Here is a 22,371-nt window from a genome sequence, read left to right as displayed (position 1 = left end):
GTGGCTTTTTTTTGTTGTTTTAATGAGACCGGACCGCCGCGTCCCCGGGGCCGCCGCGGTGTGGGGGGGGGGCGGCGGGGGCGGGGCCCCGCGGGGCGGGGGGGGGGCCGCGGCCCCCCATCCGCCGTACGCTCTGCGCCCGCCCCGGACTCAGTCCCCGGAGGGGGCGGCCGGGGACGAGGGGGACGCCGACGCGTCCTGCGAGGGCGTGGGCGGGCTCCCGCTGTCCATGGGCGCGCTGGACGCCGTGGAGGGCCGCATGACGCTCTGTGTGGACGAGGGCGAATCGGCGGGCGGCGGGTCCTCGCTCGTGGAGTCGGACGGGGTGGGGCTCGGGCTGTCCGAGGGGTCGCCCGGTGACCCCGACGGGGTGCCCGGCGGGGAGTGCGAGGGCTTGGACGGCGGTCTCGTCGGCTCGGTGGGCGGCTTCCCGGGGCTGGACGGCTTCCCCGAGGGCGACGAGGTCTTGTCCCCCGGTGTGGACGCGCCGTCCGATGGTGTGCTCTCCCCCGGAGAGGGTGTGCTGTCGCTCGCGCTGGGGGTGGGCTGCGTCGAGGGGCCGGTGGAGTCGCGGCCGGCCGCGCCGTCGGAGCTGCCCGGTGTGGTCTGAGTGGGCTCGTCCGCGCTCATCCCGTCCTTGCCGCCGTCGTCGTTGACCGACCGGCCCGGCCGGCCGTCCCCGGAGCCGTCGTTGCCGGTCGCGCCGAGGGTGACCACGGTGCCGAGCACTCCGGCCAGCAGCACACCGGCTCCGGCGGCGACCAGATTGCGCCGGGCACCGCCCAGGACCGTACGGCGCCGGCCGTGCGGAGCGGCGCCCTGCCCGGGCAGTTGCGGGGTGACCAGCGTGATGTGGTCGTCCGGCGACGGGGAGAGCGAGACGACGGCGCCCGCTGTGCCGGTCCCGGCGGGCGGTGTGGCCGCGTCCTCATCGGCGGGCGGCAGGAGTTCGGCGCCCTGCGGCGGGGTGTCGCCGGGGCCGCCGGGCAGATAGCCGCCGAGCGAGGCGGCGCCCGAGCGGTCGGCGATGAGTGCGAGCGCCCTGCGCCCGGCGACCGTGCCCGCCTTGTCGGCCAGCGCGCCGCGCAGTGCTATCGAGGCCTCCAGCTCGGCCAGCGCCCGGTCCGGATTGCCGGTGCAGAGCGCCAGTACCCCCAACTCATGGTGGAAATAGGCCTCTTCGGCGACCTCGCCGGAGAGCCTGGCCGCCTCCTGGCCGGTCCGCAGGGCGCGCTCCCAGGCGCTCCAGTGCAGCCCGGCCGCGAAGGCGGGAGCGGCGCTGCGGGCCAGCAGTGCGGCGGCACTGGGGTGCCCGGCCTCGGTGCCGGGTACGAGTGCGCTCATCGCCGCGAGGACGGCGTCCGCCTCGGCGGCGGCCCGGTCGGGGGCCACCGAGGGGTGCCCGGCCCACCAGGCGTAGTGCTGTGCGGTGGTCAGCGCGTGCCCGGTGGGGTCGTCGGCGTATCCCGCGGCCTCCAGCTGCTGTACGACACCGGCGGCCAGCCGGTGGTGCGAACCGGCAGCCGAGAGCAGCCCGGAGGCGGCCAGCTCCCCCATCGCCGCGTCGGCGTGGGTGTCCCCGACCAGCGCCGGCAGATGGGCCTGGTGCGGCACCTCGCCGCCGAGCGCCACGGCGAAGGCCAGCGTGGCCCGTGCGGCGTCGCTCAGCCGCTCGGCGAGCAGCGGGGCGGGCGCCGCGCCCTGCCCGAGGGTGGGCAGCGGGACCTCGGGGGCGTCACCCGGCGCGCCGGCGGCGGGACCTGAGCCGTCCGTACGGGCGTCGTCGGTGCCGGGCCCGGGGTGGCCGCCGAAGGCGTCGGGGCCGGTACGGAGCAGATCGCGCTGGCGCAGCAGCGCCCCCGCCTGGACGAAGCGCAGCGGCAGCCCCTCCGACTCGAACCAGAGGTCCCCCGCCCAGTTGGCCTCCTCGTCGGTGAGCGGGCGTCCCACGGCGCGCTCCAGGAGGTCGAGCGAGGCGCTGCGCCCGAGCCCGCCGAGGAACACCTCCTCCAGATGCGACTCGGGGAGCGGGGCGGCCACATCGGGGGTCGCGGCGAGCAGGAAGGCGCACTCGGGGGCGGCGTCGAGCAGCTCCTCAAGTGCGGCGCCGCCGAACTCCAGGTCGTCCAGGACGACGATCGCACCGATCCCCCGCACCAGCGGAAGGAGCTCGGCCCGGTCGGGGCGGTACTGGGGTGCCCGGTGGACGGAGGCGAAGAGCCCGTACAGCAGGTCGGCGGGGGTGCGGTGGTATCCGGAGAGCCGGACCACGCCGTCGGGCGCGAAACCGGCGCAGTCGCGGGCCACGGCGTCGACGAGCGAGGTGCGCCCCGAACCGGCGGCCCCCGTCAGACGTACGGACCGGCCGCGCGCCAGCAGCCGTACCAGCCGCTCGTGCTCCTCCTGCCGCTCGATGAGCGGGAGTTCGGGACCGGCGGGGCCGGGGGGCACCGGCGGACCCGCCGCGCGGAGCAGATCGGCGCGCTCCTCGGGGCTGTGGCGCGGCGGCGGGCCGGGGTGCTCGCCCGGCGGGCAGTGTTCGATCTCACTGCCGTCGACCGGGTTCACCGTGACCAGGAAGTCACCGGTGACGAGCCGCACGGTGCGGGCGCGGGCGGGCGCCGGCTGCCCGAGGTCGGGCGCGAGCGGGTCCCGCGGTGGTCTGGGCGGCACCGGGCCACCTTGCTGCGCCGGGCGGTGGCCGGAGTTCTGGCCGTACTCGTCCGGTCCGCTGTTCATCGGGTCCATAGGTGAAAGCCCCCAGCCGGCGTTGCGCGCGGTCTGCCTTCCCGGCCTCGCACACCACGCTGTCGCTTCTGGTCCGGCGCCTACCGCACATGGGTTCGTCAATCAGCAGGCGACCGAACCCTAGACCTTCTGCCAGTATCCGTCACCACTGGGGGTCCCCGGCGCGCAGGGCGGCCGGCCGGCGCAGCGGGAGCGGGCCACGGCCTGCGTCAGACGCGGGGCAGGCATTCGGCGGCGATACCGCCCTCGATGGCCAGGATGCGGTGCAGCCGGGTCGCCACCAGCAGGCGCTGCATCTGCGGCGGGACCCCGCGCAGGACGAGCCGGCGGCCGCATCTCCCGGCCCGCCGGTGGACGCCCATGATGACCCCGAGGCCGGTGGCGTCCCACGAGTCGAGTGCGGTCAGGTCGAGCACCAGGTCGCCGACTCCGTCGTCGACGGCCGAGTGCAGGACCGTACGGGCGTCCGCCGCGCTGCGGACGTCGAGGCGGCCCCCGACGACCAGCTCGACGTGGTCGCCCCTGATATGCATATGCGCTCCCCGGGAGTTCTCGGACTCCGTCACGTCTTTCACGTCTGTCACTGAACTGACTGCCCCGCCGGGAAAGAAGTTGCCGTCCGTAAGCGAACCGATACCGAATTCACCCAACTAGGTGATCGCGGAGCAGCACGTGCGATTCAGTGCTTGTAGAACCCCTGCCCGCTCTTCCTGCCGATGTCACCCGCGTCGACCATTCGGCGCATCAGCTCCGGCGGAGCGAACTTCTCGTCCTGGGATTCCGTGTAGATGTTGCCCGTGGCGTGCAGCAGGATGTCGACCCCGGTCAGATCCGCTGTGGCCAGCGGTCCCATGGCGTGCCCGAATCCGAGCTTGCAGGCGGTGTCGATGTCCTCGGCGGTGGCCACGCCCGACTCGTACAGCTTCGCCGCCTCGACCACGAGCGCGGAGATGAGCCGGGTGGTGACGAAGCCCGCCACATCGCGGTTGACGACGATGCAGGTCTTCCCGACCGACTCGGCGAACTCCCTTGCGGTGGCGAGGGTTTCGTCGCTCGTCTTGTAGCCGCGGACCAGTTCGCAGAGCTGCATCATCGGGACCGGCGAGAAGAAGTGCGCGCCGACGACCCGCTCCGGGCGCTCCGTCACCGCCGCGATCTTGGTGATCGGGATGGCCGAGGTGTTGGAGGCGAGCACCGTGTCGTCCCGCACCAGCTTGTCCAGCGCACGGAAGATCTCGTGCTTGACATCGAGCTTCTCGAACACCGCCTCCACGACGATGTCGGCGTCGGCGACCGCGTCCAGATCGGTGGTCGTGGTGATCCGGGCGAGCGCGGCGTCGGCGTCGGCCCCCTCCAGCCTGCCCTTCGCGACGAACCGCTCGTAGGACGCCTTGATGGCGTCGGTACCGCGGGTCACGGCCGCATCGGTGACATCGCGCAGGACGACGTCCCAGCCGGCCTGAGCCGACACCTGCGCAATTCCGGAACCCATGAGTCCGGCTCCGATGACAGCGAGCTTCCTGGCCAATTGGCACCCCTTCAACGGCTTTCTGCGAACGGCTCTGGGGCGGAGGTTATAGGGAGCGGAGCACCTTGTGGTGGCTAAGAGATACGCGTCACGTCCCACATGGCGGACATCACACTCCGGGGCGTCACCCTCAGGCCCGTACTGCGTAGTTGAGTACTTTCTCCCCCAGAATCTCCTCCATGCCGTCGAGGAGATCCAGGGCCCGCCGGGAGACCTCGTCCGGTGCGCGGCCGGAGACCAGCTCGCCCCCGATCCACTCCATCAGCGTCGACTGGATCCAGGAGAGCTGGCCGGCCATCAGGGTCGGCAGCGTGTCGGAGACGGCCGCGCCCGTCTCCTCCCGCAGCGCCGTCTCCACGTTCGCCAGGGACTCCTGCTGGATGTGCCACATCCGGGAGCGCAGCGTGTGCGCTTCCTGTACGACGCGCAGAAAGCGGTCGTAGCCCTCGATGAGGCCGACCGTGGGCGAGACAGCCGTCACCTGGTCCCGCAGCTCACGCAGGACCGCGCCCGCGGCGGACTCGCCACGGTCCCGGCCGCGCACATAGCGGGCGAGCCGGTCCACGACGCCCTTGCTCCGGTCGAGGAACAGGTCCTCCTTGGCCGGGAAGTAGTTGTACACCGTGTTGACGGAGACCTCCGCGGCTTCGGCGACCTCGGCGACGGTCACCGCGTCGAAGCCGCGCTCCAGGAAGAGACCGGTCGCCACATCCGAGATGTACTGCCTGGTCCGGCGCTTCTTCCGCTCTCTGAGCCCCTCAGCCATGCCCGCATCGTATGCGGACCGCCGGCCCCGGAGAGAAATTGAGGCAAGCCCAAAACTGAAGTGCGTTGCAAAATTTAAGTCACTCTGTTTTTCTGAGTGCCATGCCAATCATCAGTACGTCCGGGCTGGCCCGGACCTTCACCACCAAGGCCGGTCCGGTGGACGCCGTACGCGGTATCGACCTGACGGTCCGGCCCGGCGAGATCCTCGGCTTCCTCGGCCCCAACGGCGCGGGCAAGACCACCACCCTGCGGATGCTCACCACCCTGCTGGCCCCCACCTCGGGCGCTGCCACCGTCGCGGGCTGCGACCTGGTGAAGGACCCGGCGGGTGTCCGCCGCAGGATCGGTTACGTCGCCCAGAGCGGCGGCACCGACCCCCAGATGTCCGTACGCGAGGAGCTGGTCACCCAGGGCCGCCTCTACCGGCTGGGCAGGACCCGCGCGGCGGCGCGGGCCGCGGAACTCGCGGCCGGACTGGGCCTGACCGCGCTGCTCGACCGCAAGTGCGCCGCGCTCTCCGGCGGCCAGCGGCGGCGGCTCGACATCGCGATGGGCCTCACCCACCGGCCCGATGTGCTCTTCCTCGACGAGCCCACCACCGGGCTCGACCCGGGCAGCCGGGCCGATCTGTGGGAGCTGGTGCGCGGGCTGCGGGAAGAGCACGGCACCACGGTCGTCCTGACCACGCACTACCTCGACGAGGCGGACGCGCTGGCCGACCGGCTCGTCGTCGTGGACGAGGGCACGGTGGTGGCCGACGGCACGCCCTGCGCCCTCAAGCTCCAGTACGCGGGCTCCGCCGACGCCTCCCTGCAGGACGCCTTCCTCGCCCTCACGGGCCGCACCGCCACGCCCGCCGACACCGCCCCCGTATCCGTCTAGGAGCCCTTCCATGCTGGTGCACGACACCGCGCTGATCTTCGGCCGCTATGCGCGGCAGACGGCGCGCTCCACGTTCCAGATCCTCTTCGGCGTCCTGATGCCACTGCTCTATCTGCTCTTCTTCGGCCCGCTGCTGACCGGTCTGCCACTCGGCTCACGAGGCGGCTCCTGGCAGGTACTCGTCCCCGGGCTGCTGCTCCAACTCGCGCTGTTCGGGGCGTCGTTCAGTGGCTTCGCCATCATCATCGAGAACCAGACCGGGGTCTTCGAGCGGATGCGGGCGACCCCGGTCAGCAGACTCGCGCTGCTGCTGGGCCGGGTCCTGCGGGACGCGGCGCTCTTCGTCTTCCAGTCGGTCCTGCTGGTGCTGACGGCGCTGCTGATGGGGCTGCGGGCACCGCTGGGCGGGGTGCTGATCGGCTTCGTCTTTGTGGGCGTCCTGACGGTGACCCTCGCCTCGCTCTCGTACGCGCTGGCCCTCAAGGTCTCCAAGCCGCACGAGTTCGGCCCGGTCATCAACGCGGTCACCCTGCCGTCGATGCTGCTCTCGGGCCTGATGCTCCCGATGGCACTGGCCCCCGCCTGGCTGGACGTGCTCTCGCACTTCATGCCATTCCGCTATCTGGTGGACGCGGTACGGGCGGGCTATGTGGGCGATTACACCGGTACGGCGATGCTGTACGGGGTGCTCACGGCCGGAATCCTGGCGGCAGTCGCCGTGACGGTCGGCACACGTGTCTTCCGCGGGGCCGGCGGCTGACCGTGCCCGGCTAGGCTCGGCCGCATGGTCAATCTGACGCGCATCTACACCCGTACCGGCGACCAGGGCACCACGGCGCTCGGCGACATGAGCCGCACGGCCAAGACCGATCTGCGGATCTCCGCGTACGCCGACGCCAACGAGGCCAACGCGGTCATCGGCACCGCCGTGGCGCTCGGCGGGCTGCCGGACGAGGTGGTGAAGGTACTCGTCCGCGTCCAGAACGATCTGTTCGACGTGGGGGCCGATCTGTCCACACCCGTGGCGGAGAACCCGAAGTACCCGCCGCTGCGGGTGGAGCAGCACTACATCGACAAGCTGGAAGCCGACTGCGACCGCTTCCTCGAAGAGCTGGACAAGCTGCGGAGCTTCATCCTGCCGGGCGGCACGCCCGGGGCGGCGCTGCTCCACCAGGCGTGCACCGTGGTCCGCAGGGCCGAGCGGTCGACCTGGGCCGCGCTTGAGGTGCACGGCGAGGTGATGAACGCGCTCACCGCGACCTATCTGAACCGGCTGTCCGACCTGCTGTTCATCCTGGCGCGCACCGCGAACAAGGAGGTCGGGGACGTGCTGTGGGTACCGGGCGGCGAGCGCTGAGCCGACCGGGCAACCAGGCTCTGCTCAGGCCACATTCACTCTCTGACCGGGTGGCGCCGCCTCCAGCCAGGCGAGGAAGCCGGTCAGGGCGTCCTCGCTCATCGCGAGTTCCAGACGTACGCCCTGATGGGAACAGCGGAGCACGACCGCGTCGGAGAGCAGTGCCATCTCCTCCTCGCCCTCCGGCGTACGCCGGGAGACGACCTCGATGGACTGGCGCTCCAGGGTCCGGCGCGGTCGGGGGGCGTACGAGAAGACGCGGAACCACATGATGCGGTCGCCGCTGTAGCGGGCCACCCCGTACACCCAGCCCTTGCCGGACGTGTCCGGTTTCTCCGGGAGGTCCCAGCGGACGCTGCAGTCGAAGGTGCCCCCGGAACGCTGGATCAGCCGCCGGCGGAGGCCGAAGACGAAGAGCCCCACCGCTACCAGTACGACGACCAGGCCGCACACAAGCAGAGCGAGGATCATCTACACCGACCTCCTCGCCTCATGCCGTAAGGGAACTGGTTCTGCATCGCCTCAGCCGCGACCCGGTCCGGATGGTTCCGGACGGGCCGCGGCTGAGGTCAAATCTCGGTGGGAGGCGTCAGTTCCCCGTCACCGCACGCAGTCGGACATCGGCGCGCCGCTCGGCGGCCGAGTCATCGTCCGACTTCGCGCTCTCCAGCGCACGCTCGGCGCGCTGGACATCGATCTCGTCCGCCAGCTCAGCGATCTCGGCCAGCAGCGAAAGCTTGTTGTCGGCGAACGAGAGGAAACCGCCGTGCACAGCGGCAACGACCGTCCCGCCCTCGCTCGTACGAATGGTCACCGGGCCCGATTCCAGCACACCGAGCAGCGGCTGGTGACCGGGCATGACGCCGATGTCGCCGGACGTGGTGCGCGCGACAACCAGTGTCGCCTCGCCGGACCAGACACTACGGTCCGCCGCGACCAGCTCGACGTGCAGCTCAGCAGCCAAGGGTGGCTCCTCGGGTCACCACCCGGCACTGCTGCCGGGTGTTGGGTCAAAGTCTAATGGGCGTGAGGAGAGGGACGGGACAGGCCCGTCCCTCTCACACGAGTCGGATGGCTCACACGGGTCACGGGTGATCCGCGCGGGCCGGCGCCCGACTCAGGTGCGCGACTCAGGAGACGCCGAGCTCCTTGGCGTTGGCCTTGAGGTCCTCGATGCCACCGCACATGAAGAACGCCTGCTCGGGGAAGTGGTCGTAGTCACCGTCGCAGATCGCGTTGAACGCGGTGATCGACTCGTCGAGCGGCACGTCCGAACCGTCCACGCCGGTGAACTGCTTGGCGACATGGGTGTTCTGCGACAGGAAGCGCTCGACACGACGGGCGCGGTGGACAACGAGCTTGTCCTCCTCGCCCAGCTCGTCGATACCGAGGATCGCGATGATGTCCTGGAGGTCCTTGTACTTCTGAAGGATTCCCTTGACGCGCATACCGGCGTCGTAGTGGTCCTTCGCGATGTAGCGCGGGTCCAGGATGCGGGACGACGAGTCCAGCGGGTCGACCGCCGGGTAGATGCCCTTCTCCGAGATCGGACGCGACAGCACGGTCACCGCGTCCAGGTGGGCGAAGGTCGCCGCGGGCGCCGGGTCGGTCAGGTCGTCCGCGGGGATGTAGATCGCCTGCATCGAGGTGATCGAGTGGCCACGCGTCGAGGTGATGCGCTCCTGCAGCAGACCCATCTCGTCGGCCAGGTTCGGCTGGTAGCCCACCGCGGACGGCATACGGCCGAGCAGCGTGGAGACCTCGGAACCGGCCTGGGTGTAACGGAAGATGTTGTCGATGAAGAAGAGCACGTCCTGCTTCTGCACATCGCGGAAGTACTCCGCCATGGTCAGACCGGCCAGCGCGACACGCAGACGGGTGCCCGGGGGCTCGTCCATCTGACCGAAGACGAGCGCCGTCTTGTCGATGACGCCGGACTCGGCCATCTCCTCGATGAGGTCGTTGCCCTCACGGGTACGCTCACCGACGCCCGCGAACACCGACACACCGTCGTGGTTGTTGGCGACGCGGTAGATCATTTCCTGGATCAGAACGGTCTTGCCGACACCGGCACCGCCCATCAGGCCGATCTTTCCACCCGTGACGTACGGGGTGAGAAGGTCGATGACCTTGATCCCGGTCTCGAACATCTTGGTCTTCGACTCAAGCTGGTCGAAGGCCGGCGCCTTGCGGTGGATCGGCCAGCGCTCGGTGATCTCCGACGTGGCCTCGGGCTTGTTCAGGATCTCACCGAGGGTGTTGAACACCTTGCCCTTGGTGATGTCGCCGACGGGCACTGTGATGCCGTCGCCGGTGTCCGTGACCGGGGCCTGGCGGACCAGACCGTCGGTGGGCTGCATCGAGATCGCGCGGATCACGCCGTCGCCCAGGTGCTGGGCCACTTCGAGCGTCAGCGTCTTGAGCTTGCCGTCCTCGGCCGGGTCAGCGACCGCGACGGTGAGGGCGTTGTAGATCTCCGGCATCGCGTCGACGGGGAACTCCACGTCGACGACCGGGCCGATGACCCGGGCAACGCGGCCCGTGGCGGCGGTCACGGCGCTTTCGGTAGTCGTCGTCATTTACCTGTCACTCCCCGCGGTCGCGTCGGCCAGGGCGCTTGCGCCACCGACGATCTCGCTGATTTCCTGGGTGATTTCGGCCTGGCGGGCCGCGTTGGCAAGCCGGGTGAGGTTCTTGATGAGATCCCCGGCGTTGTCGGTGGCCGACTTCATCGCACGGCGACGGGCGGCGTGCTCGGAGGCAGCCGACTGAAGCAGTGCGTTGTAGACACGGCTCTCGACGTAGCGCGGCAGCAGAGCGTCGAGGACGTCCTCCGCCGACGGCTCGAAGTCGAACAGCGGAAGGATCTCGTCCTTCGTGCTGTCCGCGGGTGTTCCGCCCTCGGCGGCCTCGTCGAGAGAGAGAGGCAGCATCCGGCTGTCGACCGCGTTCTGCGTGATCATCGACACGAACTCCGTGAAGACGATGTGCAGTTCGTCGGCGCCGCCCTCGGCCGTCTCCTTCTCGATGGACTCGATCAGGGGCGCGGCGACCCGCTTGGCGTCCGCGTAGGTCGGGCTGTCGGTGAACCCGGTCCACGAATCCACGACCTTGCGCTCGCGGAAGCCGTAGTACGAGACACCCTTGCGGCCGACGATGTACGTGTCGACCTCCTTGCCCTCACCGCGCAGCCGCTCGGTGAGCCGCTCCGCCGCCTTGATGGCGTTCGAGGAGTAGCCGCCGGCCAGACCGCGGTCGCTCGTGATGAGCACGATCGCGGCACGGACCGGGGACTCGGCCTCGGTGGTGAGCGGGTGGTTGGTCGTGGAGCCGGTCGCCACCGCGGTCACCGCGCGGGTGAGCTCGGTCGCGTACGGCATCGACGCCGCCACCTTGCGCTGCGCCTTGACGATGCGCGAGGCGGCGATCATCTCCATCGCCTTGGTGATCTTCTTGGTCGCGGTGACGGATCGGATGCGACGCTTGTAGACCCGGAGCTGGGCTCCCATGAGTCAGGTCCCTTCCGTCGTCACTTGGAGACGTTGACGGCCGGCGCGTCCTCGCCCAGGAGCTGGCCGTCCGAGGTCTCGAACTGCCGCTTGAAGGCGGTGATCGCGTCGGCGATCGAGGTCAGTGTGTCGTCCGACATCTTGGCGCCCTCGGCGATCGAGGTGAGGAGCTCCTTGCGCTCGCGGCGCAGGTACTCCAGCAGCTCGGACTCGAAGCGGCGGATGTCGCCGACCGGGACGTCGTCCATCTTGCCGGTGGTACCGGCCCAGACGGAGACGACCTGCTCCTCGACGGGCATCGGCTCGTACTGGCCCTGCTTCAGCAGCTCGACCATGCGCTTACCGCGCTCCAGCGACGCCTTCGACGCAGCGTCCAGGTCGGAACCGAAGGCGGCGAACGCCTCCAGCTCGCGGTACTGGGCGAGGTCGACACGGAGTCGGCCGGACACCTGGCGCAGCGCCTTGTGCTGGGCCGAACCACCGACACGGGAGACCGAGATACCGACGTTGAGCGCGGGCCGCTGGCCTGCGTTGAAGAGGTCGGACTCCAGGAAGCACTGGCCGTCGGTGATGGAGATGACGTTGGTCGGGATGAACGCCGACACGTCGTTCGCCTTGGTCTCGACGATCGGGAGACCCGTCATCGAACCGGCGCCCATGTCGTCGGAGAGCTTCGCGCAGCGCTCCAGCAGACGGGAGTGCAGGTAGAAGACGTCGCCCGGGTAGGCCTCACGGCCCGGCGGACGGCGCAGCAGCAGCGAGACGGCACGGTAGGCGTCGGCCTGCTTCGAGAGGTCGTCGAAGATGATCAGGACGTGCTTGCCGGCGTACATCCAGTGCTGGCCGATGGCCGAACCGGTGTACGGCGCCAGGTACTTGAAGCCGGCCGGGTCGGAAGCCGGAGCCGCGACGATCGTCGTGTACTCCAGGGCGCCCGCCTCCTCCAGCGCACCGCGTACGGACGCGATGGTGGAGCCCTTCTGGCCGATGGCGACGTAGATGCAGCGGACCTGCTTCGACGGGTCGCCGGTGCGCCAGTTGTCGCGCTGGTTGATGATCGTGTCGACAGCCAGCGCGGTCTTGCCGGTCTGCCGGTCACCGATGATCAGCTGACGCTGACCGCGGCCGATCGGCACCATCGCGTCGACGGCCTTGTAGCCGGTCTGCATCGGCTCGTGCACGGACTTGCGCACCATGACGCCGGGAGCCTGGAGCTCCAGCGCACGGCGGCCTTCGGTCTCGATGTCGCCGAGGCCGTCGATCGGGTTGCCGAGCGGGTCGACGACGCGGCCGAGGTAGCCCTCGCCGACGCCGACCGCGAGCACCTCACCGGTGCGCTGCACCGGCTGGCCCTCCTCGATGCCGTTGAACTCGCCGAGAACGATCGCGCCGATCTCGCGCTCTTCAAGGTTCAGCGCAAGACCGAGCGTGCCGTCCTCGAACTTCAGCAGCTCGTTCGCCATGGCCGAGGGAAGACCCTCGACCTTCGCGATACCGTCGCCGGCCACGCTGACCGTACCGACCTCCTCGCGCGAGGCCGCGTCCGGCTGGTACGACTGGACAAACGTCTCCAGTGCGTCCCGGATCTCCTCCGGCCGGATCGTGAGCTCCGCCATCTGGGTTCCCTGCTCTCCTTGTTGGGCCCGAATCAATTACTTGTCGGCCCAACTCGGGCCGTTATCAGTACTGTTGAGTTGGTGGCTTTGTCTGCTGGTCAGCCGGCCATCCGACGAGTCGCCTCGTCGAGACGGTCCGCGATGGAGCCGTTGATGACTTCGTCGCCGACCCGCACCTGGATCCCGCCGAGGACCGCGGGGTCCACGTCCAGGTTGAGGTGCATCCGGCGGCCGTACAGCTTGGCCAGTACGGCGCCGAGGCGCTGCTTCTGGCCGTCGCTCAGCGGCACCGCCGAGGTGATGACCGCGACCGTGCGGTCCCTGCGCTCCGCGGCGAGCCGGGACAGGGACTCCAGTCCCGCCTCCAGGCTACGTCCACGCGGCTGGGTCACAAGGCGCACGATCAGACGCTCGGTGACCGCGTCGGCCTTGCCGCCGAGCAGGCTGCGCAGCAGCTCGCTCTTGGCGGTGCCCGATGCGGTGCGGTCGGTGAGCGCGGCCCGCAGTCCGGTGCTGGAGGTGACGATCCGGCCGAACCGGAACAGCTCGTCCTCCACGTCGTCCAGCGTGCCGGCCCGCTGGGCCGCGGTGAGGTCGGCGGTGGCCGAGAGCTCCTCGACCGTGTCGACCAGGTCACGCGACTGCGACCAGCGGGACCGGACGAGCCCGGCCACCAGGTCCACGGTGTCCCCGCCGACCTGACCACTGAGCAGCCGTCCGGCCAGCTGGGCCTTCTCCTCACCGGCCTGCGACGGGTCGGTGAGGACCCGGCGCAGCGAGACCTCGCGGTCGAGCAGCGCGGTGACGGCGGCCAGCTCGCCGGCGAGCTTCGACGCGTCGGCCGACGGGCTGTCGGTCAGCGCGTCGAGACGCTCACGTGCGGAGGCCAGTGCCTCGCGGCTCGCGCCGTTCATCGAGCGGCCTCGGCCTTCTCCTCAAGCTCATCGAGGAAACGGTCGACCGTGCGGCTCTGCCGGGCGTGGTCCTCAAGGGACTCGCCGACGAGCTTGCCCGCCAGGTCCGTGGCGAGCTTGCCCACGTCCTGGCGCAGCGACTGCGCGGCCTGCTTGCGGTCGGCCGCGAGCTGGGCGTGACCGGCAGCGATGATCTCCTCACGCTGACGCTGGCCCTCCGCACGCATCTCAGTGATGAGCGCGGCACCCTGCTCCTGCGCCTCCTGGCGCATCCGCGCGGCCTCGTGCCGGGCCTCGGCGAGCTGAGCCTTGTACTGCTCAAGCACGCTCTCGGCTTCGAGCTTGGCGGCGTCCGCCTTCTCCATACCGCCTTCGATGGCCTCGCGGCGCTCGTCCAGAACCTTGTTGATGTTCGGGAGGAGCTTCTTGGCGAGGAAACCGAAGACGATGACAAAGGCGAGGAAGCCGATGATGAGCTCAGGAATCGGCGGGATGAGCGGGTTTTCCTGCTCCGCCGCGAGCTGAACCAGAGGGTTCACGTCAGTGCCTTCCGTCTAATGGGGCTGTTCGCGACCGAGGTCAGGCGCTCGGGTAGACGAACGGCATGACCAGACCGATGAGGGCGAGCGCCTCACAGAAGGCGAAGCCGAGAATCTGGTTCTGGCGGATCAGGCCGGCAGCCTCGGGCTGGCGGGCGAGGGCCTGAGTACCGTTACCGAAGATGATGCCGACGCCGACGCCGGGACCAATGGCTGCGAGGCCGTAACCGATGGAGCCGAGGTTGCCCTTGATTTCGACGCCAGCGGCGAGGGTCTGGAGAACAGACATGCCGGTTCTTCCTTCTCTTTCATGGACCGGTGGGGGATGGCCACCGGATGATTCAGGGAGGTGGGGGTACTCAGTGCTGCTCGGCCAGAGCGCCCTGGATATAGCTGCAAGTCAGCAGGACGAACACATAGGCCTGGACAGCTTGGATAAAGAGTTCGAAAGCGGTCATCACGATCGTCATCACGAACGAGACGCCTGCATAGGCGAAGCCGATGCCGTTCAGCAGGTACCAGCTGGCGATCGTGAAGAGGAGCAGCAGCGTGTGGCCCGCGAACATGTTGGCGAACAGTCGGACCGCGTGAGTGAACGGCCGGACCAGCAGGTTGGAGAAGAGCTCGATGGGCATCGAGAGCACGAGGACCACGCCGAGGGACTTGTCGTAACCGGTGAAGTTCTTGAAGGCTCCGACGAATCCGTGCTTCTTGAACGTCAGGCTGACCCACAGCACATAGACGATCAGGGCGAGCGCGGCCGGGTAGGAAATAATCGCCGTCACGGGGAACTGGGCGACCGGGATGATCGACCAGAGGTTCATCACCCAGACGAAGAAGAACAGGCTGACAACCAGCGGGACGTACTTCTCGCCCTCACGCTTGCCGATCGTCTCGTAAACGATTCCTCGGCGCACGAAGTCGTATCCGGCCTCAGCGACCATCTGCAGCTTTCCGGGAACCACCTTGGGGTTGCGGAAGGCCGCCCAGAAGAACCCAACGATGACGACCGTGCCGAGCAGCGCGAGCAGCATCGTCTTGTTGAAGTACAAGTTGCTGTCCCCGTCGCCCCACAGGGGCTTGAACAGGAACGAGTGCAGGCCGGGAGCCGGGAATCCACAGCCGTCAAAGATGTGGCAGTCGGTCTCGAAGGCGAGCACCTGCGTCGGGTCAGCACTCACCGCGGGCTCCTTCAACATGGCGCATAGGTACGGCAACCTCGTTGTGTCGGCGCGGCGCACAGCCGCGGTTCGGCACTGGACTGGTGTTACGGATGTGGGGGCGGCTGGCAGGCAGTGAGCCTCGCGATGGTGCAGGCGTCAGCTCAGATGCCCGCGCCCGCAGTGCCGCAGTTGGAACCGGACGATAGCAGGATCCACAACGCCCGCTTATCCCGCCCCTACCCTTCACTTCGACGAACCCGTCTTCTCGGGCTGGTGCCCGTCGGCGGAGTCCGGTTCGACGTAGAGGATCTTGGCCTTCATATAAGCCCGCGCCTGAGCCGCGATCCAGACAACCGTCGCCACAACCAGCGTGATGGCAAAAGACTTGGGGTTGAACAACGTGGTGTTCTTGAACACCGCGACGAAAATGACAAGCAGCAACAACTGCGCGGTATAGAGCATGAGCCCCATGGCCTGGAACAGGTGCGGCAGGGACCTGGCGGTGCGGTTCAGGACGACAAGTCCGATCCCCATGAAGACGATCACGACCACGGCGCCGACAAGTGCGCCGACCGCTCCCTTGCCGCCCGCGACCACACCGCTGATCGCAGCGGCGACAACGCCGGCTGCGGCGGTGGGTACAGCGGTCTGGAGGAGTGTTCGGGCGTCGGGGGACGGCATGGCGGCAGCTCCGCTTCGGGTGGGGGCAGGGTGTCGTCATGGACGAGCGTAGGCCCGGTTCGAGAGGGAAATCTCGGGCCAAGGAGCCGTCGCACTGCGGCCCTTCGGCTTCATCTCCGGGTTTCGTGAACGGTATCACAAACTATTTGATGAGGTCTTTACCATGGAAGTGTGCTGCCCGTCACACATGAGAGTGAAGGCGCGCGTCTGTGCATGCGGGCGTTCGTTATGCCTGATATTGGGGGCTGTTGAGGGAAATGCTCAACGCCTCGTTCCGGCCTCGCGCCGATCGGGGAACCCGGATCGGGGGCCAATTGCGGTCGCCCCGTTGACGCCTGCGGGAATCGGTTCGTTTCCGTTCAGGCCGACGAGCGGTGCGGAATCGCCCGTTTCGGATGAAATCGGCGTCTCATCCGCATTGCCGGTACCACCGCATTCCGCCGTACCGGCCGCCTCCGGTGCCGTCCTCGATGCCGTCTCCGATTCCGCCTCGGGAGCCACGCGGCGGCGCCCCCGGTAACGCGGCGGAACGAAGCCCTGGGCCCACTTCGGGGCGCGCGGGGTGAAGCGCGGCATCAGCAGCAGGGCGAGGCCCACCGCGCTCAGCACCACGACCGCCAGCAGGATCCAGGTGGACGAGGAGCGCACCGAGTAGGCCAGCGCGCCGAAGGCGAAAAGGGCCGACCAGAAGTACATGATCAGCACCGCCCTGCTGTGCGAGTGGCCGATCTCCAGGAGCCGGTGGTGGAGATGGCCGCGGTCGGCGGCGAACGGCGACTGGCCGTTCCAGGTGCGCCGCACGATCGCCAGCACGAGGTCCGCGAAGGGCACCGCGATGATCGTCAGCGGCATCAGGAGCGGGATGAAGACCGGCAGCATCGCGTGGGTGGCCTCGCGCCCGCCGCCGAGGTTGAGGCTCATCGCGTCCGGGTCGACCTGGCCGGTCACCGAGATGGCACCGGCGGCGAGCACCAGGCCGATCATCATCGATCCCGAGTCGCCCATGAAGATCCGGGCCGGATGCATGTTGTGCGGCAGGAAACCCAGGCACATCCCCATCAGCACGGCGGCGAAGAGGGTGGCCGGGGCGGCCGCCTCGATCCCGTACCCGTACCAGATCCGGTAGGTGTACATGAAGAAGGCCGCGGCGGCGATGCAGACCATGCCGGCCGCGAGTCCGTCCAGGCCGTCCACGAAGTTCACCGCGTTGATGGTGATCACCACCAGCGCGACGGTCAGCAGGGTGCCCTGCCACTGGGTGAGCGAGACGGTGCCGACGCCCGGGATGGGCAGCCACAGGATCGTCAGACCCTGCATGACCATCACGCCCGCCGCGATCATCTGGCCGCCGAGCTTGATCAGGGCGTCGATCTCGAACTTGTCGTCCAGGACACCGATGATCCAGATCAACCCGGCGCCGGAGAGCAGCGCGCGCGGCTCGTTCGACAGCGTGAAGACGCTGCCGAGGTTCTGCAGATGGGCCGCGACCAGCAGCCCCGCGCACAGACCGCCGAACATGGCGATGCCGCCGAGCCGCGGCGTCGGTTCACGGTGCACGTCACGGGCCCGGATCTCCGGCATCGCCCCGGCCATGATGGCGAACTTCCGCACCGGCCCGGTCAGGAGATACGTCACCGCGGCCGTGACGCAGAGCGTCAGCAGGTATTCACGCACGGGCTGCCCCACAGATATCGCTGGCCATCTCAGCCCCACACCTTAGCTTCGGCCTGCATGAGGTTGAGGACACACGGGTAGCTCCGATGGTTGCACGAGTACCGCTCTAGCCCGAATTCGGCGGAAACCGCCCGGCGAGTGCGCGTACTTCTTCACGGGTCCCCCGCTCTTCACGCAGGGCCGCCGTGAGGAGCCCCGCGATCTCGGCCATCTCCGGCGCCCCCATGCCCTGGGTGGTGACGGCGGCGGTGCCCAGCCGGACGCCCCGCTCGTCGCCGTAGGGCAGCGCGCAGGTGTCCAGGACGATCCCGGCCGCCGCCAGCCGGGCGCGGGCGGTCGCCCCGCCGGTGCCGAGCGGCGCCGGATCGGCGGTGATGAGATGTGTGTCGGTCCCCCCGGTGGTGAGCTCGAAGCCCTCGGCGGCCAGCCCGGCGGCGAGCACCCGGGCGTTCTCCACCACCTGGTGCGTGTACGCCGCGAACGCCGGGGCCGCCGCCTCGCCGAAGGCGACCGCCTTGGCCGCGATCGTGTGCATCTGGGCGCCGCCCTGGGTGAAGGGGAAGACGGCGCGGTCGATCCGGTCGGCCAGCTCGGCGCCGCAGAGGATCAGTCCGCCGCGCGGCCCGCGCAGCACCTTGTGGGTGGTGGCGCAGACGACGTCGGCGTACGGCACCGGGCTGGGCGCCGCTCCCCCGGCGATCAGGCCCATCGGATGGGCGGCGTCCGCGATGAGATAGGCGCCCGCCTCGTCCGCGATCTCCCGGAAGGCCGCGTAGTCCGGGTGGCGTGGGTACGAGATCGAGCCGCAGACGATGGCCCGCGGCCGGTGCTGCCGGGCGAGCGTGCGCACCTGGCCGTAGTCGATGAGCCCGCTCTCCGCGTCGACGCCGTACCCGACGAAGTCGAACCAGCGGCCGGAGAAGTTGGCGGGCGATCCATGGGTGAGATGGCCCCCGTGCGGAAGTCCCATGGCCAGGACGGTGTCACCGGGGCGCAGAAGGGCCGCGTACGCCGCCAGGACGGCCGATGAGCCCGAGTGCGGCTGGACGTTGGCGTGCTCGGCTCCGAAGAGCGCTGTGGCCCGCTCACAGGCGATCCGCTCGGCGAGATCGGCCAGCTCACAGCCGCCGTGGTAGCGGGCGCCCGGGTAGCCCTCCGCGTACTTGTTGGCGAGCGGGGAGCCGAGTGCGGCCAGGACGGCGGGCGAGGTGAAGTTCTCGGCGGCGATCAGCTGGAGCGAGGTGGCCTGCCGCTCGGCCTCGCCGAGCAGTACGTCCGCCATCTCGGGGTCCTGCCCGCGCAGCGCGTCGAAGCCGGCGGGGTGGGGGCCGGCGAGGTGGGGCGGGGTGGTGGTGACCGGCATCGTGTGCTCCTCGGCGTCCCGTCCAATGTAGGACGGGCCGCGCGGGGGCGCCTGCCGGTGGTCTGCCGTACGGGGGCGGACAGCCCGCTCCTGCGGGACGGGCGGGCCCTCAGTGCGGTGCGGCGACCCCGGTGAGCGCCGTGACCACCGGGTCCAGTGCCTGGTTGATCTCGTCGCCGATCGACCGGAAGAAGGTGATCGGCCCCCCGTACGGGTCGTTGACCTCGTCCGCCTCGGCCGTCGGCGCCAGCAGCCACCCCCGGAGCGCGGCGGCGGCCCTGACCAGTGCACGGGCCCGCTCGACCACGCCCTCGTCGAGCGGGTCGGGCAGCGTCGCCGGGTCTATGGCCCGTACGAGCCGGGTGAACTCCTTGAGCGTGAAGGTGCGCAGCCCCGCGGAGTGGCCCATCGAGATGACCTGCGCGCGGTGGTCGCGGGTCGCGGTGAGCACCAGATCGGCCCGGATCACATGGTCGTCGAGCAGCTCACGGCCGAGGAAGCCCCCGGCGTCCGCGCCGTAGTCCTCCAGGACGGTCGCCGCGTTGGCCTCCATCGGGGCGCCCTCGTGGCCCCAGGTGCCGGCCGACTCCACGATCAGGCCGTCGGCGAGCCCGGTGCCCAGGCGGTCCGTCAGAGCATGCCGGGTCAGCCGCTCGGTGATCGGCGAGCGGCAGACGTTGCCGGTGCTGACGTGGAGGATCCTGAACGTGCCGCCGGAGGCGGACGCGCCTATGCCACGCCCCTCAGGGGCTGTCAATTGGCCACCTCAAGGTCGGGTACCACCTTGCGCAGCTCCTCGGCGGAGAGCGCGCCCGCGCGGAGCAGGACGGGGACCTTGCCGGTGACGTCGACGATGGAGGACGGGACGATGCCCGGTGTGGGGCCGCCGTCCAGGTAGACGGAGATGGAGTCGCCGAGCATCTCCTGTGCCGCGTCGCAGTCCTCCGGCGCCGGGTGGCCGGTCAGGTTGGCGCTGGAGACGGCCATCGGGCCGACCTCCGTGAGCAGCTCGATGGCGACCGGGTGCAGCGGCATCCGCACGGCGACGGTCCCCCGGGTGTCGCCGAGGTCCCACTGGAGCGACGGCTGGTGCTTGGCGACGAGCGTCAGGGCGCCCGGCCAGAACGCGTCGACCAGCTCCCACGCCTGCTCCGAGAAGTCCGTGACCAGGCCGTGCAGGGTGTTCGGGGAGCCGATGAGCACAGGGCTCGGCATGTTGCGGCCGCGCCCCTTCGCGTCGAGCAGGTCGGCGACGCCATCGGAGCTGAAGGCGTCGGCGCCGATGCCGTACACGGTGTCCGTCGGAAGTACGACGAGCTCGCCCCGGCGGACGGCGGACGCGGCTTCGCGCAGACCGGTGGAGCGGTCGGTCGCATCGTTGGTGTCGTATCGCCGTGCCATTGTTAGCGAGCCTCCCTGAGCAAAGCCTGCAGAGCCTGAGAAATGTGGTGCGGAACCGGTCCTGCGATCGTCACGGCAGGGCCTTGCGGGCCGTGGCGAACCGGGGCCGGTTGTTCAGGTCGGGGTGGTCGGCCGCGTCGGCCCAGCCCCGTTCCTCGGTGAAGATCCACGGGACCTGGCCGCCCTGGGTGTCGGCGTGCTCGATGACGACGACGCCGCCGGGCACGAGGAGACGGTGGGCGGTGCGCTCGATGCCGCGGATCGTGTCGAGGCCGTCCTCGCCGGAGAAGAGGGCCATCTCCGGGTCGTGGTCACGGGCCTCGGGTGCGACGTACTCCCACTCGGTGAGCGGGATGTACGGCGGGTTGGAGATGACCAGGTCGACCTGGCCGTCGAGTTCGGGGAGCGCGCTCAGGGCGTCGCCCTGGTGCACGGTGACCCTGGACCCCTCGGCGTTCTTGCGGGTCCAGCGCAGCGCGTCGTCGGACAGCTCCACGGCGTGCACGCGCGAGCGCGGCACCTCCTGGGCCATGGCCAGCGCGATGGCGCCGGAGCCCGTGCAGAGGTCGACGATGAGCGGCTCGACGACGTCCATGGCGCGTACGGCGTCTATGGCCCAGCCGACGACCGACTCGGTCTCCGGGCGGGGCACGAACACACCGGGGCCCACCTGGAGTTCCAGATAGCGGAAGAAGGCGCGGCCCGTGATGTGCTGGAGCGGCTCGCGGGCCTCGCGGCGGGCGACGGTCTCCCAGTAGCGGGCGTCGAAGTCCGCGTCCTTGACCTGGTGGAGCTCGCCCCGCTTGACACCGTGCACGAAGGCGGCGAGCTCCTCGGCGTCGAAACGCGGGGAGGGCACGCCGGCGTCGGCCAGCCGCTGGGTGGCCTGGGCCACCTCGGCAAGCAGCAGGTTCATGCGGTTCTCCAGTACGGGCCGGCTACTACTGGGCGGCGGCGAGCTTGGCCGCGGAGTCCGCGTCCACACACGCCTGGATCACTGCGTCCAGGTCGCCGTCGAGCACCTGGTCCAAGTTGTACGCCTTGAAGCCGACACGGTGGTCGGAGATCCGGTTCTCGGGGAAGTTGTACGTCCGGATCTTCTCGGACCTGTCGACGGTACGGACCTGGCTGCGGCGCACGTCGGACGCTTCCTGCTCGGCGGCCTCCTGGGCGGCGGCCAGCAGCCGGGAGCGCAGGATGCGCATGGCCTGCTCCTTGTTCTGGAGCTGGCTCTTCTCGTTCTGGCAGGAGGCGACGACACCGGTCGGCAGGTGTGTGATGCGGACCGCCGAGTCGGTGGTGTTGACCGACTGCCCGCCGGGACCCGAGGAGCGGTAGACGTCGATCCGGAGGTCGTTGGGGTGGATCTCGACGTCGACCTCCTCGGCCTCGGGCGTGACGAGCACACCGGCGGCCGAGGTGTGGATACGGCCCTGGGATTCGGTGGACGGCACCCGCTGCACCCGGTGCACACCGCCCTCGTACTTCAGCCGCGCCCAGACGCCCTGGCCGGGCTCGGTGGCTCCGTTGCCGCCCTTGGTCTTCACCGCGACCTGGACGTCCTTGTAGCCGCCCAGCTCGGACTCGGTGGAGTCGATGATCTCGGTCTTCCAGCCGGCGCGCTCGGCGTAGCGCAGATACATCCGCAGCAGGTCGCCCGCGAACAGCGCTGACTCGTCACCGCCCGCGCCCGCCTTGACTTCGAGGAGCACGTCCTTGTCGTCGCTGGGGTCGCGCGGCACCAGGAGCAGCCTGAGCTTCTCGGTCAGCGCTTCGAGCTGCTTGTCGAGAATCTTGACCTCGGCTGCGAAGTCCGGGTCGTCGTAGGAGAGTTCACGCGCCGTCTCGATGTCCTCGCCGGTCTGCTTCCAGGAACGGTACGTGGAGACGATCGGGGTCAGCTCGGCGTAGCGCTTGTTGAGCCTGCGCGCGTTGGCCTGGTCGGCGTGGACCGACGGGTCGGCGAGCTGTTCCTCAAGAACGGCGTGCTCGCCGATCAGTTCCTCGACCGCCTCGAACATCGGGGGTTCCTGCTTTCGTACGTCAAGAAGGGCGCTTCCGGGACGGCAAAAGCGGCGGGGCGGGGGCGCCGGGGGGGGGCGGGCCGGGGCCCGGCGGCCCCCGCGGCGCGGGCCGGCGGGGCCCGGCCCCCGCGGCGGCCCCCCGCCGGGCGCGCCGCCCCCCCCCCCCCCCCGCCCCCGGGCCGCTCGCTCTGGCCCGGGCCCCCC

Annotated in this window: 23 protein-coding genes; 3 read left to right on the top strand and 20 right to left on the bottom strand. The window is 69.8% G+C overall.

Annotation, left to right across the window (positions count from 1 at the left end; genetic code table 11):
• Positions 1–150: 150 nt before the first annotated feature.
• The 4 genes from ACFXBC_RS00465 to ACFXBC_RS00450 form a co-directional block, all read right to left on the bottom strand.
• Positions 151–2,748, bottom strand: coding sequence for an ATP-binding protein (locus ACFXBC_RS00465; protein ID WP_385016695.1), 2,598 nt, complete (start codon positions 2,746–2,748; stop codon positions 151–153).
• Between the two features lie 209 nt (positions 2,749–2,957).
• Positions 2,958–3,281 carry an STAS domain-containing protein gene (locus ACFXBC_RS00460; RefSeq protein WP_385017073.1) on the bottom strand — a complete coding sequence of 108 codons (324 nt, stop codon included), beginning with the start codon at positions 3,279–3,281 and terminating at the stop codon, positions 2,958–2,960.
• Between the two features lie 146 nt (positions 3,282–3,427).
• A complete protein-coding gene (locus tag ACFXBC_RS00455) occupies positions 3,428–4,276 on the bottom strand; it encodes a 3-hydroxyacyl-CoA dehydrogenase family protein (RefSeq protein WP_385016693.1) in 849 nt (282 codons plus the stop codon).
• 130 nt (positions 4,277–4,406) lie between these two features.
• Positions 4,407–5,042, bottom strand: a complete 636-nt coding sequence (locus ACFXBC_RS00450; protein WP_385016690.1) for a TetR/AcrR family transcriptional regulator — start codon at positions 5,040–5,042, stop codon at positions 4,407–4,409.
• Positions 5,043–5,143: 101 nt separating this feature from the next.
• On the opposite strand from ACFXBC_RS00450, the gene ACFXBC_RS00445 reads away from it, so the two are divergent.
• The 3 genes from ACFXBC_RS00445 to ACFXBC_RS00435 are packed head-to-tail and all read left to right on the top strand — an operon-like array spanning position 5,144 to position 7,283.
• Positions 5,144–5,926: an ABC transporter ATP-binding protein gene (locus ACFXBC_RS00445; protein WP_385016689.1), complete on the top strand. Its 783-nt coding sequence runs from the start codon at positions 5,144–5,146 to the stop codon at positions 5,924–5,926.
• A 10-nt stretch (positions 5,927–5,936) separates the two neighbouring features.
• Entirely contained in the window at positions 5,937–6,686 is a 750-nt protein-coding gene (locus ACFXBC_RS00440; RefSeq protein ID WP_385016686.1) for an ABC transporter permease, read from the top strand.
• A 24-nt stretch (positions 6,687–6,710) separates the two neighbouring features.
• Positions 6,711–7,283: a cob(I)yrinic acid a,c-diamide adenosyltransferase gene (locus tag ACFXBC_RS00435; protein ID WP_385016684.1), complete on the top strand. Its 573-nt coding sequence runs from the start codon at positions 6,711–6,713 to the stop codon at positions 7,281–7,283.
• A gap of 24 nt (positions 7,284–7,307) precedes the next feature.
• Here ACFXBC_RS00435 and ACFXBC_RS00430 read toward each other — a convergent pair whose 3' ends face one another.
• The 16 genes from ACFXBC_RS00430 to prfA form a co-directional block, all read right to left on the bottom strand.
• On the bottom strand, positions 7,308–7,754 hold the full coding sequence (locus tag ACFXBC_RS00430) for a DUF2550 domain-containing protein (protein ID WP_385016682.1): 447 nt from the start codon (positions 7,752–7,754) through the stop codon (positions 7,308–7,310).
• A 118-nt stretch (positions 7,755–7,872) separates the two neighbouring features.
• Positions 7,873–8,247, bottom strand: coding sequence for a F0F1 ATP synthase subunit epsilon (locus ACFXBC_RS00425; protein ID WP_328319665.1), 375 nt, complete (start codon positions 8,245–8,247; stop codon positions 7,873–7,875).
• Between the two features lie 166 nt (positions 8,248–8,413).
• A complete protein-coding gene (atpD, locus tag ACFXBC_RS00420; RefSeq protein WP_385016677.1) occupies positions 8,414–9,862 on the bottom strand; it encodes a F0F1 ATP synthase subunit beta in 1,449 nt (482 codons plus the stop codon).
• The gene (locus ACFXBC_RS00415) at positions 9,863–10,792 is read right to left on the bottom strand and encodes a F0F1 ATP synthase subunit gamma (protein ID WP_385016675.1); all 930 of its coding nucleotides are present in this window, start codon (positions 10,790–10,792) and stop codon (positions 9,863–9,865) included.
• Positions 10,793–10,812: 20 nt separating this feature from the next.
• The gene (gene atpA, locus ACFXBC_RS00410; RefSeq protein ID WP_385016673.1) at positions 10,813–12,408 is read right to left on the bottom strand and encodes a F0F1 ATP synthase subunit alpha; all 1,596 of its coding nucleotides are present in this window, start codon (positions 12,406–12,408) and stop codon (positions 10,813–10,815) included.
• Positions 12,409–12,506: 98 nt separating this feature from the next.
• Positions 12,507–13,322 (bottom strand): F0F1 ATP synthase subunit delta, encoded by an 816-nt coding sequence (locus ACFXBC_RS00405; protein ID WP_385016671.1) that lies wholly within the window; start codon positions 13,320–13,322, stop codon positions 12,507–12,509.
• Complete coding sequence (locus ACFXBC_RS00400) at positions 13,319–13,861, bottom strand: F0F1 ATP synthase subunit B (protein ID WP_385016668.1); 543 nt, start codon at positions 13,859–13,861, stop codon at positions 13,319–13,321. Before ACFXBC_RS00400 ends, ACFXBC_RS00405 begins: the two co-directional genes overlap by 4 nt.
• 40 nt (positions 13,862–13,901) lie before the next feature.
• A complete protein-coding gene (locus ACFXBC_RS00395; RefSeq protein ID WP_250297805.1) occupies positions 13,902–14,150 on the bottom strand; it encodes a F0F1 ATP synthase subunit C in 249 nt (82 codons plus the stop codon).
• 70 nt (positions 14,151–14,220) lie between these two features.
• Positions 14,221–15,057 carry a F0F1 ATP synthase subunit A gene (gene atpB / locus ACFXBC_RS00390; protein WP_385017071.1) on the bottom strand — a complete coding sequence of 279 codons (837 nt, stop codon included), beginning with the start codon at positions 15,055–15,057 and terminating at the stop codon, positions 14,221–14,223.
• Positions 15,058–15,267: 210 nt separating this feature from the next.
• A complete protein-coding gene (locus tag ACFXBC_RS00385) occupies positions 15,268–15,705 on the bottom strand; it encodes a hypothetical protein (RefSeq protein WP_385016665.1) in 438 nt (145 codons plus the stop codon).
• Positions 15,706–15,966: 261 nt separating this feature from the next.
• Positions 15,967–17,379 carry an MraY family glycosyltransferase gene (locus ACFXBC_RS00380; RefSeq protein WP_385016662.1) on the bottom strand — a complete coding sequence of 471 codons (1,413 nt, stop codon included), beginning with the start codon at positions 17,377–17,379 and terminating at the stop codon, positions 15,967–15,969.
• A gap of 106 nt (positions 17,380–17,485) precedes the next feature.
• Positions 17,486–18,742: a serine hydroxymethyltransferase gene (gene glyA, locus ACFXBC_RS00375; protein ID WP_385016659.1), complete on the bottom strand. Its 1,257-nt coding sequence runs from the start codon at positions 18,740–18,742 to the stop codon at positions 17,486–17,488.
• Positions 18,743–18,851: 109 nt separating this feature from the next.
• Positions 18,852–19,499 carry a protein-tyrosine-phosphatase gene (locus ACFXBC_RS00370; RefSeq protein WP_385016656.1) on the bottom strand — a complete coding sequence of 216 codons (648 nt, stop codon included), beginning with the start codon at positions 19,497–19,499 and terminating at the stop codon, positions 18,852–18,854.
• The gene (locus ACFXBC_RS00365; RefSeq protein WP_385016653.1) at positions 19,496–20,143 is read right to left on the bottom strand and encodes an L-threonylcarbamoyladenylate synthase; all 648 of its coding nucleotides are present in this window, start codon (positions 20,141–20,143) and stop codon (positions 19,496–19,498) included. Before ACFXBC_RS00365 ends, ACFXBC_RS00370 begins: the two co-directional genes overlap by 4 nt.
• Positions 20,144–20,213: 70 nt before the next feature.
• Positions 20,214–21,059 carry a peptide chain release factor N(5)-glutamine methyltransferase gene (gene prmC, locus ACFXBC_RS00360; protein WP_385016650.1) on the bottom strand — a complete coding sequence of 282 codons (846 nt, stop codon included), beginning with the start codon at positions 21,057–21,059 and terminating at the stop codon, positions 20,214–20,216.
• Positions 21,060–21,084: 25 nt separating this feature from the next.
• Complete coding sequence (gene prfA / locus ACFXBC_RS00355) at positions 21,085–22,164, bottom strand: peptide chain release factor 1 (protein WP_385016648.1); 1,080 nt, start codon at positions 22,162–22,164, stop codon at positions 21,085–21,087.
• Between the last annotated feature and the right edge of the window lie 207 nt (positions 22,165–22,371).

This window comes from Streptomyces sp. NPDC059398, assembly GCF_042751845.1.
Lineage (GTDB): Bacteria > Actinomycetota > Actinomycetes > Streptomycetales > Streptomycetaceae > Streptomyces.
The sequence above is the reverse complement of the archived record's forward strand: the minus strand, read 5'-3'. Positions and strand labels throughout refer to the sequence as shown.

Coding starts and splice junctions, on each gene's coding strand:
- ACFXBC_RS00395 (WP_250297805.1), bottom strand. CDS start 14,150: ATGTCTGTTCTCCAGACCCTCGCCGCTGGCGTCGAAATCAAGGGCAAC.
- atpD (WP_385016677.1), bottom strand. CDS start 9,862: ATGACGACGACTACCGAAAGCGCCGTGACCGCCGCCACGGGCCGCGTT.
- ACFXBC_RS00440 (WP_385016686.1), top strand. CDS start 5,937: ATGCTGGTGCACGACACCGCGCTGATCTTCGGCCGCTATGCGCGGCAG.
- ACFXBC_RS00365 (WP_385016653.1), bottom strand. CDS start 20,143: ATGGCACGGCGATACGACACCAACGATGCGACCGACCGCTCCACCGGT.
- ACFXBC_RS00430 (WP_385016682.1), bottom strand. CDS start 7,754: ATGATCCTCGCTCTGCTTGTGTGCGGCCTGGTCGTCGTACTGGTAGCG.
- glyA (WP_385016659.1), bottom strand. CDS start 18,742: ATGCCGGTCACCACCACCCCGCCCCACCTCGCCGGCCCCCACCCCGCC.
- ACFXBC_RS00465 (WP_385016695.1), bottom strand. CDS start 2,748: ATGGACCCGATGAACAGCGGACCGGACGAGTACGGCCAGAACTCCGGC.
- ACFXBC_RS00450 (WP_385016690.1), bottom strand. CDS start 5,042: ATGGCTGAGGGGCTCAGAGAGCGGAAGAAGCGCCGGACCAGGCAGTAC.
- ACFXBC_RS00460 (WP_385017073.1), bottom strand. CDS start 3,281: ATGCATATCAGGGGCGACCACGTCGAGCTGGTCGTCGGGGGCCGCCTC.
- ACFXBC_RS00415 (WP_385016675.1), bottom strand. CDS start 10,792: ATGGGAGCCCAGCTCCGGGTCTACAAGCGTCGCATCCGATCCGTCACC.
- ACFXBC_RS00435 (WP_385016684.1), top strand. CDS start 6,711: ATGGTCAATCTGACGCGCATCTACACCCGTACCGGCGACCAGGGCACC.
- prfA (WP_385016648.1), bottom strand. CDS start 22,164: ATGTTCGAGGCGGTCGAGGAACTGATCGGCGAGCACGCCGTTCTTGAG.
- ACFXBC_RS00445 (WP_385016689.1), top strand. CDS start 5,144: ATGCCAATCATCAGTACGTCCGGGCTGGCCCGGACCTTCACCACCAAG.
- ACFXBC_RS00385 (WP_385016665.1), bottom strand. CDS start 15,705: ATGCCGTCCCCCGACGCCCGAACACTCCTCCAGACCGCTGTACCCACC.
- prmC (WP_385016650.1), bottom strand. CDS start 21,059: ATGAACCTGCTGCTTGCCGAGGTGGCCCAGGCCACCCAGCGGCTGGCC.
- atpA (WP_385016673.1), bottom strand. CDS start 12,408: ATGGCGGAGCTCACGATCCGGCCGGAGGAGATCCGGGACGCACTGGAG.
- ACFXBC_RS00405 (WP_385016671.1), bottom strand. CDS start 13,322: ATGAACGGCGCGAGCCGCGAGGCACTGGCCTCCGCACGTGAGCGTCTC.